The organism is Pseudomonas taiwanensis DSM 21245 (assembly GCF_000425785.1).
GTDB lineage: Bacteria > Pseudomonadota > Gammaproteobacteria > Pseudomonadales > Pseudomonadaceae > Aquipseudomonas > Aquipseudomonas taiwanensis.
On record NZ_AUEC01000024.1, the window covers coordinates 13,930 to 30,571 of the forward strand.

A 16,642-nucleotide genomic window follows, 5' to 3' on the forward strand; every position below is an offset into this window, starting at 1 on the left:
CAATGACCCAGAAGATCATTCGCGTCGGTAACATCGAGATCGCCAACGACAAGCCGTTCGTCCTGTTCGGCGGCATGAACGTGCTGGAGTCTCGTGATCTGGCCCTGAAGGTCTGCGAAGAGTACGTACGGGTGACCGAGAAGCTCGGTATTCCGTACGTGTTCAAGGCCAGCTTCGACAAGGCTAACCGTTCGTCGGTGACATCGTTCCGCGGCCCAGGCATGGAAGAAGGCCTGAAGATCTTCGAAGAGATCAAGAAGACCTTCAACGTGCCGGTGATCACCGACGTGCACGAACCCTACCAGTGCGAGCCGGTCGCCAAGGTGTGCGACATCATCCAGCTGCCGGCTTTCCTGTCGCGCCAGACCGACCTGGTCGTGGCGATGGCCAAGACCGGCGCGGTGATCAACATCAAGAAGGCCCAATTCCTCGCGCCGCAGGAAATGAAGCACATCCTCAACAAGTGCGTTGAGGCCGGCAACGACCAGCTCATTCTGTGCGAGCGTGGTTCGAGCTTTGGCTACAACAACCTGGTCGTGGACATGCTCGGCTTCGGCATCATGAAGCAGTTCGAGTACCCGGTGTTCTTCGACGTGACACACGCCCTGCAGATGCCGGGTGGCCGCGCCGATTCCGCCGGCGGCCGTCGCGCCCAGGTCACCGACCTGGCCAAGGCCGGCATGAGCCAGAGTCTGGCAGGCCTGTTCCTCGAAGCTCACCCTGACCCGGACAACGCCAAGTGCGATGGTCCTTGCGCCCTGCGCCTGGACAAGCTGGAGCCGTTCCTGGCCCAGCTCAAGCAACTGGACGACCTGGTGAAAAGTTTTCCGACGGTAGAAACCGCGTAAAGCTCATTTCTCGGGTAAAGTACCGCCCGTTCTCCCCTTGACCGTTTGGTCAGGGGGCGCTTTCACCCGGCCTGCCCGCTGTGCCCCGCCTGGTGGAGTGCAAGGATTTCCTTAAGCTGCGTTGTTTTCGTCAATTCTGGAGTGCTTACAACAATGGCAAAGATCGTCGACATCAAAGGTCGTGAAGTTCTCGACTCGCGTGGCAACCCCACCGTGGAAGCCGATGTACTGCTCGACAACGGCATCATCGGCAGCGCCTGCGCGCCGTCCGGTGCTTCCACCGGCTCGCGCGAAGCGCTGGAGCTGCGCGATGGCGACAAGAGCCGTTACCTGGGCAAGGGCGTGCTGAAGGCCGTCGCCAACATCAACGGCCCGATCCGTGACCTGCTGCTGGGCAAGGACCCGGCTGACCAGAAGGCCCTGGACCGTGCCATGATCGAACTGGACGGAACCGAGAACAAGGCCAAGCTGGGCGCCAACGCCATTCTGGCCGTGTCCCTGGCTGCCGCCAAGGCCGCCGCACAGGATCTGGACCTGCCGCTGTACGCGCACATCGCCAACCTGAACGGTACCCCAGGCCAGTACTCGATGCCGGTTCCGATGATGAACATCATCAACGGTGGCGAGCACGCCGACAACAACGTCGACATCCAGGAGTTCATGGTTCAGCCGGTTGGCGCCAAGACCTTCTCCGACGGCCTGCGCATGGGTACCGAGATCTTCCACCACCTCAAAGCCGTGCTCAAGGCCCGTGGCCTGAACACTGCGGTGGGTGACGAAGGTGGCTTCGCGCCGAACCTGGCTTCCAACGAAGACGCGCTGGGCGCCATCGCCGAAGCGGTCGAGAAGGCGGGCTACAAGCTGGGTACCGACGTGACTCTGGCTCTGGACTGCGCGGCTTCCGAGTTCTACGAAGACGGCAAGTACAACCTGTCCGGCGAAGGCAAGTCGTTCGACGCCGAAGGTTTTGCCGACTACCTGAAGGGCTTGACCGAACGTTTCCCGATCATCTCGATCGAAGACGGTCTGGACGAGTCCGACTGGGCTGGCTGGAAAATCCTGACCGACAAGATCGGTGCCAAGGTTCAGCTGGTGGGTGACGACCTGTTCGTGACCAACACCAAGATCCTGAAAGAAGGCATCGAGAAGGGTATCGGTAACTCGATCCTGATCAAGTTCAACCAGATCGGCTCGCTGACCGAAACCCTGGAGGCCATCCAGATGGCCAAGGCCGCCGGTTACACCGCAGTCATTTCGCACCGTTCCGGTGAAACCGAAGACTCGACCATCGCCGACCTGGCAGTCGGTACTGCTGCCGGCCAGATCAAGACCGGTTCGCTGTGCCGTTCCGACCGCGTTTCGAAGTACAACCAGCTGCTGCGTATCGAAGAGCAACTGGGCGCCAAAGCGGTTTACCGTGGCCGTGCCGAGTTTCGCGGTTAAGCAAGAGATGGTAAAAAGACAGCAGCCGAGGCTGTCGGACCTTTCCTACTGAAAGATCTGGCGCTTCCAGCGGGTTTCTGTCGACGAAGCCTGGCCTCGGCCAGGCTTCGTGCTATTCGAAGCCCGTGAGCGGCGTCTTTTTAACCCTGGATACCTTGATGCGCAGTCCCTATTGGTTGTTCCTTGTCCTGCTCCTGCTGCTCGGTGGCCTGCAGTACCGCCTCTGGGTGGGTAATGGCAGCCTGGCGCAAGTGGCCGAGCTCAAGCAGCAGATTGCCGAGCAGCATGCGGAGAACGAGCGTTTGCTCGAGCGTAACCGTGTGCTTGACGCGGAGGTCCTGGAGTTGAAGAAAGGTATGGAGACCGTCGAAGAACGGGCTCGTCATGAATTGGGAATGGTCAAAGAGGGCGAAACTCTCTTCCAGTTGCCGCAAAAATGACTGATACGTTGCCGGCCTTCTGGGCTGTGATTCCTGCCGCGGGCGTGGGTACCCGCATGGCTGCCGACCGTCCCAAGCAATACTTGCAATTGGGCGGGCAGACGCTTCTCGAACATAGTCTCGACTGTTTTCTCGATCACCCGGCGCTCAAGGGCGTGGTGGTCAGCATTGCTGAAGACGACCCTTACTGGCCGACCTTGCGTTGTGCCAGTGATTCACGCATTCGGCGTGCGCCTGGCGGGCGTGAGCGTGCTGACTCGGTGCTCAATGCCTTGTTGTTGTTGCATGCCCAAGGGGCGACTGATAACGACTGGGTGTTGGTGCATGATGCTGCGCGTCCGAACCTTGCACGTTCCGATCTGGATCGGTTGCTGACTGACTTGGCTGACGACCCTGTAGGTGGGTTATTGGCGGTGCCGGCACGTGACACGCTCAAGCGGGCGGATGCCCATGGGCGGGTCAGTGCGACGGTGGATCGCAGTACCATTTGGCAGGCTTATACGCCACAGATGTTTCGTCTTGGGGCTTTGCATCGGGCATTGGCTGAATGTCTGGTGTCGGATGTCGTGGTGACTGATGAGGCGTCCGCGATTGAATGGTCTGGTCAGGCGCCGCGGTTGATCGAGGGTCGCAGTGACAACATCAAGGTGACCCGACCGGAAGATCTGGAGTGGTTGCGTCAACGCTGGTCAACCCGAAGCTAAAGGCTGTCGCTGTCGCTGTCGCTCGTTTTTTGCTTTTGCTTCTAGTGCGCAATAGACCAAGCGCCGCGAATTGCGACGTCAGGACGCCGAACGCAGGTCTTGCGGAGGGAGGTGACGGGCATGGATGCCCGTCAAGCGCTGCGGCCCAGGATGGGCCGTTCAGCGCGGTCCTCCCGGGAGCAAGGCCGGAGTGAGGGTACCCCGAAGCGAAGCGTAGGGGCCGGATGATAGGAGCTGACGGTTTTTGGTTCCTTTTTGCCACGACAAAAAGGGACCCGTAAGAGCGGAAAGGTGATTAGGCGTCACCTTGGCAAATGGATATGTTCACAAATCCAAATACCAAAACCTCGAACCTCGAACCTCGAACCTCGAACTTCAAACTTCAAAGCGAATGCTTGGTGCTGGCACTCAAATAGCGTGAATATCCATTTGCCATGGAGGCACCTATTCACCTTTCCGCCCTTCCGGCGGGTTACTTTGGTCGTGGCCAAAGTAACCAAAACCGTCGGCCCCTATCATCCGGCCCCTACGCTTCGCTCCGGGGTTCCCTCACTACGGCCTTGCTCCCGGGAGGACCGCGCTGAACGGCCCATCCTGGGCCGCAGCGCTTGACGGGCATCCATGCCCGTCACCTCCCTCCGCAAGACCTGCGTTCGGCCTCCTGACGTCGCAATTGGCGGCGCTTGGTCTATCGCGTAAAAAAAAGCAAAAGCAAAAGCAAAAGCAAAAGCAAAAGCAAAAACAAACACAAACGCAGCGAGTGGGATGGCATAATCGAATAATCGTGTTCAGCGATATTCCGGTAATTGCGAAAGACCGGCTTTCAAGAAGTCCACAAGCCGCCTGACTTTAGGCGAAAGATGCCGCTGCTGAGGATACAGCGCCCAAACCGCAGTATTAGGCGGCTGATGCGACTCCAACAGCGAAACCAACGCCCCGCTTTTAAGATGCTCCAGCACGTAATAATCCGGTAGCTGACACAATCCCATCCCCAGCAACGCAGCATCCAACACAGCTTGCCCACTGTTGCACCGCCAATTCCCCTGCACACGCTGACTGATCTCCCGACCATCCTGCTGCAGCGCCCAGATATCAGAGCTACCCACCAGGCAATTATGTCGCGCCAGCTCCGACAAACTATGCGGCCGGCCATAACGCTCAAGGTAAGCCGGCGAAGCACACAGGTACATGCGCCGTGGCGCCAGACGAGCCGCGACCAACCGCGAGTCCTGCAGACGCCCCAGGCGAATCGCCAGGTCCATCCCCTCGTGCACCAGGTCCAGCGTCCGGTTGGTCAGTTCCACCTCGACCCGCAACTGCGGATACAACGCCATGAAGCGCGTGACCAGAGGCACGATGAAACGCTCGCCGTAAGCCACCGCGCAGGTCATGCGCAACAATCCCTTCGGTTCACTGGCCAAGTCGCCCATCGCGCGTAACGCCTCTTCGCGACCATCTTGCAGACGCTGGCAGTGTTGAAGGAACGTCTGGCCTGCCTCGCTCAACGTCACGCGGCGGGTACTGCGGTACAACAGGCGTGTCTGCAGGCGCTCCTCTAGGCGAGCGATCTGCCGGCTGATGTGCGACGACGATACCCCTAACCGCTCCGCCGCAGCAGTGAACTGTCCCGACTCGGCCACGGCAACGAACTCGTCGATGCCTTCCCAGCGACTGCTCATCGATTATCCCTGTATGGCAATAATGTTTTGTCTTCGCTCGGATTATTCATCAAAAGTGCCTGAATTACACTGAGTACTGGAATCGACACTCTGTCTGGAGAACCTTGATGATCAAGTCCCGTGCCGCCGTCGCCTTCGAGGCCAAGAAACCCCTGGAAATCGTCGAAGTCGACGTGGCCATGCCCAAGGCGGGCGAAGTGCTGCTGCGCGTGGTCGCCAGCGGCGTCTGCCATACCGATGCCTATACCCTGTCGGGCGCCGACCCGGAAGGTATCTTCCCGTCGATTCTCGGTCATGAAGGCGGTGCAATCGTCGAAGCAATTGGTGAAGGCGTGACTTCCGTAGCTGTCGGCGACCACGTCATTCCGCTGTACACTCCAGAGTGCGGCCAGTGCAAATTCTGCCGTTCGGGCAAGACCAACCTGTGCCAGGCCATCCGCGCCACTCAAGGCAAGGGCTTGATGCCTGATGGCACCACTCGCTTCTCCTACAAAGGCCAGCAACTGTTCCACTACATGGGGACCTCGACGTTCTCCGAGTACACCGTGCTGCCGGAAATTTCCGTGGCCAAGATCCAGAAAGAAGCGCCGCTGGAGAAAGTCTGCCTGCTGGGCTGCGGTGTCACCACCGGTATCGGTGCCGTGCTCAACACCGCCAAGGTCAAGCCAGGTGACACCGTGGCCATCTTCGGCCTGGGTGGCATCGGCCTGTCGGCGATCATTGGCGCGGTCAAGGCCAAGGCCTCGCGCATCATCGCCGTCGACATCAACCCCGCCAAGTTCGAGATCGCTCGCCAGCTGGGTGCTACCGACTGTGTCAACCCCAAAGACTACGACCGCCCAATCCAGGAGGTGATCGTCGATCTCACTGATGGCGGCGTGGACTTCTCGTTCGAGTGCGTAGGTAACGTCCAACTGATGCGTGCGGCCCTGGAGTGCTGCCACAAAGGCTGGGGCGAGTCCGTCATCATTGGCGTGGCCGGCGCTGGCCAGGAAATCTCCACCCGTCCATTCCAGCTGGTGACCGGTCGCGTCTGGCGCGGTTCGGCCTTCGGCGGCGTACGAGGTCGCAGCGAGCTGCCAAGTTACGTTGAAATGTCCGAGAAGGGCGAAATTCCGCTGGATACCTTCATCACCCATACCATGGGCCTGGAAGACATCAACAAAGCCTTCGACCTGATGCATGAAGGCAAGAGCATCCGTAGCGTGATCCACTTCTGAGGTCAGCCATGAGCCTGGATAACATCTCCTGCCAGAAGAGCTTCGGCGGCTGGCACAAGCGTTACCGGCATCACTCCAAGGTGCTGGGCTGTGACATGGTATTCGCCGTGTACCTGCCGCCGCAGGCCGAACAGGGCGAGAAGCTACCGGTGCTCTATTGGCTGAGCGGCCTGACGTGCACCGATGAAAACTTCATGCAAAAGGCCGGCGCCCAGCGCCTGGCCGCCGAGCTGGGGCTGATCATCGTCGCGCCAGACACCAGTCCGCGTGGTGAGCAGGTGCCCGGCGATCCGGACGATGCCTGGGACTTCGGACTCGGTGCTGGCTTCTACCTCAATGCCACCCAGCAACCCTGGTCGAAGCACTACCGTATGCACGATTACGTGGTCGAGGAGCTACCGGCACTGATCGAGGCGCATTTCCCAGCTTCCGACCAGCGCAGCATCAGCGGCCATTCCATGGGCGGGCACGGTGCTTTGGTCTGCGCATTGCGCAACCCAGGGCGCTACCGTTCGGTGTCGGCGTTTTCGCCAATCAGCAATCCAATGGATTGCCCTTGGGGCGAAAAGGCCTTCAGCCGTTACCTGGGTGAGGACCGGGCGCGCTGGCGCGAGTGGGATGCCAGTGTGCTGCTGGCCGAGACGCCTTCCGGCAAATGCCCGCCGTTGCTGGTCGATCAGGGCGACCGCGATGACTTCCTCGAGAAGCAGCTCAAGCCAGAAGCACTGGAGCAGGCAGCGCGCAAGGGGGGGCATGAGCTGACCCTGCGTCTGCAGCCTGGGTATGACCATAGCTACTACTTCATCGCCAGCTTCATCGATGAGCACCTGCGCCATCACGCGCTAGCGCTGGGGCGGGCGTAGCGGTGGTGCTTGGTGTCGGCAATAGCCAGCCCAAGCGCCCACAAAGCAGGTAGAATCACGCCCTGACTTTATCAGGGCGTTTTTCTATGCGTATTGGCCACGGCTACGATGTGCACCGTTTCTGCGACGGTGATTTCATTACCCTGGGCGGGGTGCGTATCCCCCACAAATACGGCCTGCTGGCCCACTCCGACGGTGACGTGCTGCTGCACGCACTGAGCGATGCTTTGCTCGGCGCCGCCGCGCTGGGAGACATCGGCAAGCATTTCCCCGATACCGACCCGCAGTTCAAGGGCGCGGACAGCCGTGTCCTGCTGCGTCACGTGGTCGGCATCGTTCTGGCCAAGGGCTGGAAAGTCGGCAACGTCGACGCCACCATCGTTGCCCAGGCGCCGAAGATGGCCCCACACATCGAAACCATGCGCCAGCTGATCGCCGAGGACCTGCACGTCGAACTCGACCAGGTCAACGTCAAGGCGACCACCACCGAAAAACTCGGCTTCACCGGCCGCGAGGAGGGTATCGCCGTGCATGCGGTTGCCCTGTTGCTGCCAGCATGACCGAACACGACCTGCTCGGCCCGCGTGCATCGGGCCAATCCTTGGGCACCGGGGTGCTCAAGGCGGTGGCCGACGATTTCCAGGTGGACGAAGTGCTGGACATTCCGCTGTCCGGCCAGGGCGAGCACCTGTGGCTGTGGGTTGAAAAGCGTGACCTCAATACCGAGGAGGCTGCTCGTCGCCTGGCACGTGCAGCTGGTGTGCCGGTCCGCGCCATCAGCTACGCCGGTCTGAAGGACCGCCAGGCCCTGACCCGCCAGTGGTTCAGCCTGCACCTGCCGGGCAAGGCCGACCCGGACCTGTCCCGCGCCGAAGACGAAACCCTGCGTGTACTCAAGCAGGTGCGCCACCAGCGCAAACTGCAACGAGGCGCTCATTCCGCCAACGGCTTTACCCTGCGTCTGACTGCGCTGGCGGCAGACCACCAGGCGCTGGATGCTCGGCTGGAACTGCTCAAGCAGCAGGGGGTGCCCAACTACTTCGGCACGCAGCGTTTCGGCCATGGTGGCGGCAACGTGCATGACGCCCGGGACTGGGCACAGCGCAAGGCGCTACCGGAACAACGCAATGTACGTTCGCGGCTGCTGTCAGCGGCGCGCAGCTATGTGTTCAACCAGGTGTTGGCGGCTCGGGTTGCCGATGGAAGCTGGCAGCACGCGCAGGTTGGCGATTTGTTGGCGTTCACTGACAGCCGTAGTTTCTTTCCGGCGGGCGAGTCGGAATGTTCCGATCCACGCCTGGCGATTCTGGACTTGCATCCCACCGGCCCGATGTGGGGAGAGGGTCCGTCACCGGCAGCCGGGGCGCCCTTCGAGCTGGAGTCGGCTGTCGGCGAGCAGCACCAGGCGCTTTGCCAATGGCTGGCCCACGCGGGAATGAGTCACGAACGACGCATCCTGCGGCTCCCTATTGGCAGCTTGTCGTGGCATTATCCCGAGCCTGATATCCTGCAACTGGAATTCGTCCTTCCGGCCGGATGCTTCGCCACCGTGGTGGTGCGCGAACTCGTCGATCTGGTGCCGGCAGGGCAGACGGACAGCCCATGCGTATTCTGATTTCGAACGATGACGGTGTTACCGCCCCCGGGATTGCCGCGCTGCATGCTGCGCTGGCGGACTACGCCGAGTGTGTGGTGATCGCCCCGGAACAAGACAAGAGCGGCGCCAGCAGTTCGCTGACGCTCGACCGGCCTTTGCACCCGCATACCCTGGCCAACGGCTTCATCAGCCTCAATGGCACGCCGACCGACTGCGTGCACCTGGGGTTGAATGGGTTGCTGCCGGAAATGCCCGACATGGTCGTTTCCGGCATCAACCTGGGCGCTAACCTGGGTGACGATGTGCTCTACTCCGGCACCGTTGCCGCCGCCCTCGAGGGCCGCTTCCTCGGCGGAACGTCGCTGGCGTTCTCGCTATTGTCGCGCCAGACCGACAACCTGCCGGCGGCGGCCTACATCGCACGCCGCCTGGTGGAGGCACAATCGCGACTCGACCTGCCGCCTCGGACCGTGCTCAACATCAATATCCCCAACCTGCCACTGGAGCATATCCGGGGTATCCAGCTCACCCGGCTCGGGCATCGGGCGCGTGCGGCGGCGCCCACCAAAGTGGTCAACCCACGTGGCAAGGAGGGCTACTGGATTGCCGTGGCCGGCGATGCCGAGGATGGCGGGCCGGGTACCGACTTCCATGCGGTGATGCAAGGCTACGTGTCGATTACACCGCTGCAGTTGGACCGGACCTTCAACGACGCGTTCGAGCGCTTCGATGGCTGGCTGGAGGGCGTACTCTGATGCGCGAACACGACGATCTGCTGCGCCGCGGAATCGGCATGACTTCCCAGCGGACCCGGGAACGGCTGATCCAGCGTCTGTGCGAGGAGGGCGTGTCGAACACCAAGGTGCTCGACGCGATCCGTCGCACGCCGCGCCATCTGTTCGTCGACGAGGCCCTGGCCCATCGCGCGTATGAAGACACCGCGCTGCCAATCGGCCATAACCAGACCATCTCCCAGCCGTTCATGGTGGCCCACATGAGTGAGCTGCTGCTCGAAGCCGGCCCGTTGGACAAGGTGCTGGAGATTGGTACGGGATCAGGTTACCAGACGGCGATCCTGGCCCAGTTGGTCGAACGGGTTTTCTCGGTGGAGCGGATCAAGGTCCTGCAGGACCGGGCCAAGGAACGCCTGGTCGAGCTCAACCTGCGCAACGTGGTGTTTCGCTGGGGCGATGGCTGCGATGGCTGGCAGGCCTTGGCACCTTACAATGGCATCATCGTCACCGCGGTGGCACCTGAGGTCCCGCAGGCGCTGCTCGACCAACTGGCACCAGGCGGGCGCATGGTGATTCCCGTGGGGCCGGCGGGCGAGGTGCAGCAACTGATGTTGATCGTCCGTGAGGAACACGGTTTCTCCCGGCGTGTGCTGGGCGCCGTGCGCTTCGTGCCGTTGCTCAACGGCCCGCTGGCCTGAGCCGTACGGAATATTTGCGCAGACGCAGAATTCTTGCGGCAAGGCCCTGTCTATCTGCGGTGCGGTCGAGTTGTTCTCAGGCTGCGCCGAGCTCTCCCAAGGCGGACGGGCTCAGTTATAATTGCAACAATATTGCATTTCTTATCGTCATATCGTTTTGGGCACCATGAGGGGAGCGCGGGTGGGTCACACAGTCGTTCAGCAGCGCAGGGATCGGTCGGGTTTGAAGCTTCTGGTGATCGCACTGGCCATGGGCAGCCTGCTGACCGGCTGCTCCAGCACCGGCTCGAGCGGCGCGCGGGTAGTCGACCGTAATACCACGGCGCCCAAGCGGCCAGCGGTGACCTCGGGTCAGTACATCGTCAAGCCCGGCGATACGCTGTTTTCCATCGCCTTCCGCTACGGCTGGGACTACAAGGAGCTGGCGGCGCGCAACGGCATCTCGGCCCCCTATACCATTCGTCCCGGCCAGGCGATACGTTTCAGCAGCGGTTCCAGCAGCAGTACCACCGTGGTCTCCAGCCCATCGTCTTCGAGCAGGACAACGGTCACCCGCCGCCCGGTCACCAGCACGGTCACGACGCCCGCCAGCAATCGCAAACCGGCGACTTCGACGCCGGCGACCCCGGCACCGGTGGTCACTACCGTGCCTGCCGCCGAGCGTGCCGTGGGTGGTTGGACCTGGCCGGCGAACGGCGTCCTGATTGGAAAATTCGCTTCAAACGGTAGTTTGAATAAAGGCATTGATATCGCCGGTGATTTGGGACAGCCTGTTTTTGCTGCAGCTGATGGTTCGGTGGTCTACGCCGGCAGTGGCTTGAGGGGCTACGGCGAGCTGATCATCATCAAGCACAGTGATACCTACGTCAGTGCCTACGGCCATAACCGCAGGCTTTTGGTTCGGGAGGGGCAGCAGGTCAAGGCAGGGCAGTCGATTGCTGAAATGGGGTCCACGGGCACTGATCGGGTGAAGCTGCATTTCGAGATTCGCCGCCAGGGCAAACCCGTCGATCCGCTCCAATTCCTGCCACGCCGTTGATCGTTGTACCCGGCCTGTTCCTATGATGTAGAGGGGACAGGCTCCAGCGCTGCCAGGGAAACAGGTGCCGCTTGAGTCTGAGTTCGAACTCAGCAAAGGACTATAACAATGGCTCTCAATAAAGAAGCGCCGGAGTTTGACATCGACGATGACGTCCTCCTGATGGAGACGGGTATCGTTTTGGAAACGGATGTGGTGTCAGACGAACCTGCTGTACCTTCGGTTCGGACGAGGGCCAAGTCAGGCTCTACGCTCAAGCAACACAAGTATATCGATTACAGCCGGGCGCTCGATGCCACCCAGCTGTATCTCAACGAGATTGGATTCTCGCCTCTGCTGTCGCCGGAAGAGGAAGTGCACTTTGCGCGCTTGTCGCAAAAGGGCGATCCCGCTGGCCGTAAACGCATGATCGAAAGCAACCTGCGCCTGGTTGTGAAAATCGCGCGTCGTTATGTAAATCGCGGATTGTCGTTGCTCGACCTGATCGAGGAGGGCAACCTGGGGCTGATCCGCGCGGTCGAGAAGTTCGACCCGGAACGCGGTTTCCGCTTCTCGACCTATGCGACCTGGTGGATTCGCCAGACCATCGAGCGGGCAATCATGAACCAGACCCGCACCATTCGCCTGCCGATCCACGTGGTCAAGGAGCTGAACGTCTACCTGCGTGCCGCGCGGGAACTGACCCAGAAGCTTGATCATGAACCGTCGCCTGAAGAAATCGCCACCCTGCTCGAGAAGCCCGTCACCGAGGTCAAGCGCATGCTTGGTCTCAACGAACGGGTTTCGTCGGTGGATGTTTCCCTGGGCCCGGATTCGGACAAGACGCTGCTCGATACCCTCACCGACGATCGGCCAACCGATCCGTGCGAGCTGCTGCAAGACGACGACCTGTCGCAGAGTATCGACCAGTGGCTGGGCGAGCTGACTGACAAGCAGCGTGAGGTGGTGGTGCGCCGCTTTGGTCTGCGTGGCCATGAGAGCAGTACGCTGGAGGATGTTGGCCTGGAGATTGGCCTGACCCGCGAGCGGGTGCGTCAGATTCAGGTGGAGGGGCTCAAGCGGCTGCGCGAGATCCTCGAGAAGAACGGCCTGTCCAGCGAGTCGTTGTTCCAGTAACCAAGGCTGCAATGCAAAACGCCCCGATGACCTCGGGGCGTTTTTGTTTGCTTCATCGGCGTGCAGCATACCGCTGGCCAGCTGCGGCCCAGCAGGAGCCGGCTCAGCACCGATTGCCGGGCCGCGAAGCCCCAGCGCCACTATGTAAAGCGCTACCCCTGTAGCATCGTGTGTAAGCCTTTGCTTACTGGTTTTGTAAGCTTTCTACGGAAGTTCCAGTAAAAATTCTTCCGTTGCAGCACAAGACTTTTTATAACTATTTGAAAAATATAGCTTATTTGGTTGTGAGGAAGTGTGTCCCCTGCAACATCTTGTGAGGTCTCGCAGTTGCCTGCTTGGCGCAAGTCGCTAGTATTCGAACTGTGCACACGGACATGCACAGGCTTTCAGGATGAAAGCCAAGGACATCGCAAGACGCGATTTCATCAGGACGATGTTTGGGACAAGCAGGGACTACGGAAAAAATGTGGGCGGGTCAAACCGCCCCTTTTTTTGCCCGCTGAACATGAAAAAAGGCCCTTTCGGGCCTTTTTCGTTGCTGGTCGCGATCAACGCTCCAAGTCGGCGATCTTGCCGGTTTTGCCATCCCACTCTTCAGCGTCCGGCAGGGCGTCCTTACGCTCGGTGATGTTAGGCCAGATCTCTGCCAGCTCGGCGTTCAGCTCGATGAAGTTCTCCATGCCCGCTGGAACCTCGTCTTCCGAGAAGATTGCTTGTGCCGGGCACTCTGGTTCACACAGGGCGCAGTCGATGCACTCGTCCGGGTGAATGACCAGGAAGTTCGGGCCTTCGTAGAAGCAGTCCACCGGACAGACTTCCACGCAGTCGGTGTATTTGCATTTGATGCAGTTGTCGGTGACGACGAAGGTCATTTCTAGTTCTCTCCTCAGGCGACGGCGGCGGCCCTTCCTCTCGGGGCCGCGCGGTTTGCGGGTGGTTGGCTGCAGGCCAGGCTAATAACCTGCAGCGCCAGCAAACCGCGGCGGATTCTACCAGCTTGTAGTGGGCGCCGTTATAACAGGTTCTTTAGTTGATATAGCGTTTCGATAGCTTGGCGAGGGGTCATCTCGTCCAGATCCAGCTTGCCCAGCTTCTCGATGGCCGGGTGTGGCAGGCTGGCGAATAGATCGCTTTGGTGGGGCACGTGCGGCTCGTCCTTGGCTTTATTCACCACCGGTGGCTCGTGCGGCAGGCTGGCGGTTTCCAGGCGCCCCAGGTGTTCGCGGGCGCGCTGGATGACCGGGCCAGGTACGCCGGCCAGTTGCGCTACGGCCAGACCGTAGCTCTGGCTGGCGGGGCCTGGCAACACGTGGTGCAGGAAGACGATGCGTTCGTTGTGCTCGGTCGCGTTCAGGTGCACGTTGGCCACCAGCGGTTCGCTTTCCGGCAGTACGGTCAATTCGAAGTAGTGCGTGGCGAACAGGGTGTAGGCGCGCAGTTGAGCCAGGCGCTCGGCAGCAGCCCAGGCCAGCGACAGTCCGTCGAAGGTGCTGGTGCCACGGCCGACCTCGTCCATCAGCACCAGGCTGCGGTCGGTGGCGTTGTGCAGGATGTTGGCCGTTTCGCTCATCTCGACCATGAAGGTCGACCGGCCACCCGCCAGGTCATCGCTGGAGCCGATACGGGTGAAAATACGATCGACAAGCGACAACTCGCAACGCGTCGCTGGCACGAAACTGCCGATGTGTGCCATCAGCACGATTAGCGCGGTCTGGCGCATGTAGGTGGATTTACCACCCATGTTCGGGCCGGTGATGATCAGCATGCGAGTGCTGTTGTCCAGGCTCAGGTCATTGGCCACGAACGGCGTGGTCAGTACCTGCTCGACCACTGGGTGACGGCCCTGTTCGATGCGCAGGCAAGGCTCGTCGACGAAGCTTGGGCAGTTGAGATCTAGGTTCAGCGCACGTTCGGCGAGGTTGCTCAGCACATCCAGTTCGGCCAGCGCCGCGGCGCTGTCCTGCAGTGGAGCAAGATGGCCGATCAGCGTTTCCAGCAGGGCGTCGTAGAGCATCTTCTCGCGGGCCAGGGCGCGGCTCTTGGCCGACAGCGCCTTGTCCTCGAAGGCCTTGAGTTCCGGGGTGATGAAGCGCTCGGCACCCTTTAGGGTCTGGCGCCGGATGTAATCGCCCGGCGCTTGTTCAGCCTGCTTGGTCGGCAACTCGATGTAATAGCCATGCACGCGGTTGTAGCCGACCTTCAGGTTGGCAAGGCCGGTGCGTGCTTTCTCGCGGGCTTCCAGGTCGATGAGGAACTGGCCGGCGTTCTCGCTCATCGCCAGCAGCTCGTCCAGCTCGTTGTCATAGCCGGCTTTGAGCACGCCGCCGTCGCGGATCACCGCCGGCGGGTTGTCGATGATCGCACGTTCCAGCAGGCTGGCCAGCTCCGGATAGGTACCGGTAATGGCCGCCAGGCGCGCCAGATGCGGCGCCTCCAGCTCGGCCATGGCGTTCTGCAGTTCCGGCAGGGCGCCGAGGGCATCGCGAAGACGTGCCAGGTCGCGGGGGCGGGCATTACGCAGACCAATACGGGCGAGGATCCGCTCGATATCGCCAATTTCCTTCAACTGCGGCTGGAGTTTTTCGAAACGATAGCCGTCGAGCAGGCAACGGATCGAATCCTGGCGCGCCTGCAGCACCTTGAGGTCGCGCAGCGGCCGGTTCAGCCAGCGGGTCAGCAGGCGGCTGGCCATGGCGGTCTGGCAGCGATCGATTACCGATTGCAGGGTGTTGTCACGGCCACCCGCCAGGTTGATGTCCAGCTCCAGGTTACGGCGGCTGGCGCCGTCGAGGATCACCGTGTCGTCCATGCGTTCGTGGCGCAGGCTACGCAGGTGGGGCAGGGTGGTGCGCTGGGTTTCCTTGGCGTAAGTCAACAGGCAGCCGGCGGCACCGATGGCCAGGGTCAGTTTGTCGCAACCGAAACCCTTGAGGTCCTTGGTCGCGAACTGCTGGCACAGGCTCTTGCGTGCCGATTCCCGGTCGAAGTCCCACGGCGCACGACGTCGGGCACCTGGTCGCTTCTCTGCCGGCAGGCCCTGGGGCCAGTCGTCTGGAATCAACAGCTCCACCGGGTTGATGCGTTCGAGCTCGGCAAGCAGGTTCTCCCAGCCTTTGATCTCCTGCACGGTGAAGTTGCCACTGGTGATGTCCAGCACCGCCAGGCCGAACAGGCGCTCGTCACCCAGCAGGGCGGCGATCAGGTTGTCGCGGCGCTCATCGAGCAATGCCTCGTCACTGACCGTGCCGGGGGTGATGATGCGCACCACCTGGCGCTCGACCGGGCCCTTGCTGGTGGCCGGGTCGCCGATCTGCTCGCAGATCACTACCGATTCGCCGAGCTTGACCAGCTTGGCTAGATAGCCCTCTACCGAATGGAAGGGAATTCCGCACATGGGGATCGACTGGCCGGCGGACTGGCCGCGGGCGGTCAGGGTGATATCCAGCAGTTTCGCGGCTTTTTTCGCATCTTCATAGAAGATCTCGTAAAAGTCGCCCATGCGGTAGAACATCAGCTGGTCCGGGTGCTGGTTCTTCAGCTTCCAGTACTGCTGCATCATCGGTGTGTGTGCGGAAAGATCAGACATTCAGGGCCTTACAGCGGGTGATCTGGTTGGCGATTGTGAAACGGGCAATGGTACAGGCTTTTTCATCGAGATGCAGGCGGGCCCTGATGTCAGCCGAAGTGGTGGGGTCCCGTTTGGCGCGCGCGGGTGCTAGGGTTGTGGTCTGTCTTGTCGAGGAACCCTTCATGGATCCCATCACCACGCTTTCCACACGCCTGGGCGAGCACCTGCGACGTATAGGCGCGCAGGTCACGACGGCCGAGTCCTGTACCGGCGGCGGTATTGCCGAAGCCATTACCCGGGTGCCGGGCAGTTCGAGCTGGTTCGAGGCGGGCTATGTGACCTACTCCAATGCCCAGAAGACGCGTCAACTGGGGGTGCCCGCCGCCCTGTTCACCACGGTTGGCGCCGTCAGCCAGGAAGTGGTCGAGGCTATGGTTCGGGGTGCGCAGGCGGCCAGCGGGGCGCGCTTCGCCGTCGCGGTCAGCGGCGTGGCCGGGCCCGATGGGGGTTCGGCGGCCAAACCGGTGGGTACCGTATGGCTGGCGTGGGCCGATGGCGTCCATGTGCACAGTGAGCGCAGGCACTTTGATGGTGACCGCGAAGCGGTGCGCCGACAGACGGTGATCGCCGCGTTAGACGGCTTGTTACAGCTTGGCAGCGTTTAAATCGACGACAGGGGTTTGCTCAAACGAA

General features: G+C 61.3%; 16 protein-coding genes. 13 read left to right on the plus strand and 3 right to left on the minus strand.

The features are described 5' to 3' along the window. The first annotated feature begins 2 nt into the window (after positions 1-2). The 4 genes from kdsA to ispD all read left to right on the plus strand — a co-directional run bounded on the left by kdsA (position 3) and on the right by ispD (position 3,435). Positions 3-848 (plus strand): 3-deoxy-8-phosphooctulonate synthase, encoded by an 846-nt coding sequence (gene kdsA, locus H620_RS0111445; protein WP_023381957.1) that lies wholly within the window; start codon positions 3-5, stop codon positions 846-848. A gap of 153 nt (positions 849-1,001) precedes the next feature. Next, positions 1,002-2,291, plus strand: coding sequence for a phosphopyruvate hydratase (gene eno / locus H620_RS0111450; RefSeq protein ID WP_023381956.1), 1,290 nt, complete (start codon positions 1,002-1,004; stop codon positions 2,289-2,291). Positions 2,292-2,449: 158 nt separating this feature from the next. Further along, positions 2,450-2,731 carry a cell division protein FtsB gene (gene ftsB, locus H620_RS0111455; protein WP_023381955.1) on the plus strand — a complete coding sequence of 94 codons (282 nt, stop codon included), beginning with the start codon at positions 2,450-2,452 and terminating at the stop codon, positions 2,729-2,731. Continuing rightward, positions 2,728-3,435: a 2-C-methyl-D-erythritol 4-phosphate cytidylyltransferase gene (gene ispD / locus H620_RS0111460; protein WP_027907388.1), complete on the plus strand. Its 708-nt coding sequence runs from the start codon at positions 2,728-2,730 to the stop codon at positions 3,433-3,435. Before ftsB ends, ispD begins: the two co-directional genes overlap by 4 nt. A gap of 788 nt (positions 3,436-4,223) precedes the next feature. Here ispD and H620_RS0111465 read toward each other — a convergent pair. Further along, on the minus strand, positions 4,224-5,114 hold the full coding sequence (locus H620_RS0111465) for a LysR substrate-binding domain-containing protein (RefSeq protein WP_023381953.1): 891 nt from the start codon (positions 5,112-5,114) through the stop codon (positions 4,224-4,226). A gap of 107 nt (positions 5,115-5,221) precedes the next feature. On the opposite strand from H620_RS0111465, the gene H620_RS0111470 reads away from it, so the two are divergent. From H620_RS0111470 to rpoS, 8 genes are all read left to right on the plus strand, one after another. Continuing rightward, positions 5,222-6,334: an S-(hydroxymethyl)glutathione dehydrogenase/class III alcohol dehydrogenase gene (locus tag H620_RS0111470; RefSeq protein ID WP_023381952.1), complete on the plus strand. Its 1,113-nt coding sequence runs from the start codon at positions 5,222-5,224 to the stop codon at positions 6,332-6,334. An 8-nt stretch (positions 6,335-6,342) separates the two neighbouring features. Beyond that, on the plus strand, positions 6,343-7,197 hold the full coding sequence (gene fghA, locus H620_RS0111475; protein ID WP_027907389.1) for an S-formylglutathione hydrolase: 855 nt from the start codon (positions 6,343-6,345) through the stop codon (positions 7,195-7,197). A gap of 86 nt (positions 7,198-7,283) precedes the next feature. Further along, positions 7,284-7,757, plus strand: coding sequence for a 2-C-methyl-D-erythritol 2,4-cyclodiphosphate synthase (gene ispF / locus H620_RS0111480; RefSeq protein WP_023381950.1), 474 nt, complete (start codon positions 7,284-7,286; stop codon positions 7,755-7,757). Then, on the plus strand, positions 7,754-8,812 hold the full coding sequence (gene truD, locus H620_RS0111485) for a tRNA pseudouridine(13) synthase TruD (protein ID WP_027907390.1): 1,059 nt from the start codon (positions 7,754-7,756) through the stop codon (positions 8,810-8,812). Before ispF ends, truD begins: the two co-directional genes overlap by 4 nt. Further along, positions 8,800-9,549, plus strand: coding sequence for a 5'/3'-nucleotidase SurE (gene surE / locus H620_RS0111490; protein ID WP_023381948.1), 750 nt, complete (start codon positions 8,800-8,802; stop codon positions 9,547-9,549). Before truD ends, surE begins: the two co-directional genes overlap by 13 nt. A 38-nt stretch (positions 9,550-9,587) precedes the next feature. Then, a complete protein-coding gene (locus H620_RS0111495; protein WP_162144446.1) occupies positions 9,588-10,226 on the plus strand; it encodes a protein-L-isoaspartate(D-aspartate) O-methyltransferase in 639 nt (212 codons plus the stop codon). A 181-nt stretch (positions 10,227-10,407) separates the two neighbouring features. Next, complete coding sequence (locus H620_RS0111500; protein WP_023381946.1) at positions 10,408-11,265, plus strand: peptidoglycan DD-metalloendopeptidase family protein; 858 nt, start codon at positions 10,408-10,410, stop codon at positions 11,263-11,265. A gap of 108 nt (positions 11,266-11,373) precedes the next feature. Continuing rightward, positions 11,374-12,381, plus strand: a complete 1,008-nt coding sequence (gene rpoS / locus H620_RS0111505) for an RNA polymerase sigma factor RpoS (RefSeq protein WP_023381945.1) — start codon at positions 11,374-11,376, stop codon at positions 12,379-12,381. Between the two features lie 548 nt (positions 12,382-12,929). On the opposite strand, the gene fdxA is transcribed toward rpoS, so the two are convergent. Then, a complete protein-coding gene (fdxA, locus tag H620_RS0111510; protein ID WP_004375459.1) occupies positions 12,930-13,253 on the minus strand; it encodes a ferredoxin FdxA in 324 nt (107 codons plus the stop codon). A 140-nt stretch (positions 13,254-13,393) separates the two neighbouring features. Next, positions 13,394-15,967, minus strand: a complete 2,574-nt coding sequence (gene mutS, locus H620_RS0111515; protein WP_027907392.1) for a DNA mismatch repair protein MutS — start codon at positions 15,965-15,967, stop codon at positions 13,394-13,396. A gap of 164 nt (positions 15,968-16,131) precedes the next feature. On the opposite strand from mutS, the gene H620_RS0111520 reads away from it, so the two are divergent. Then, positions 16,132-16,614 (plus strand): CinA family protein, encoded by a 483-nt coding sequence (locus tag H620_RS0111520; RefSeq protein ID WP_023381943.1) that lies wholly within the window; start codon positions 16,132-16,134, stop codon positions 16,612-16,614. The last annotated feature ends 28 nt before the right edge of the window (positions 16,615-16,642 follow it).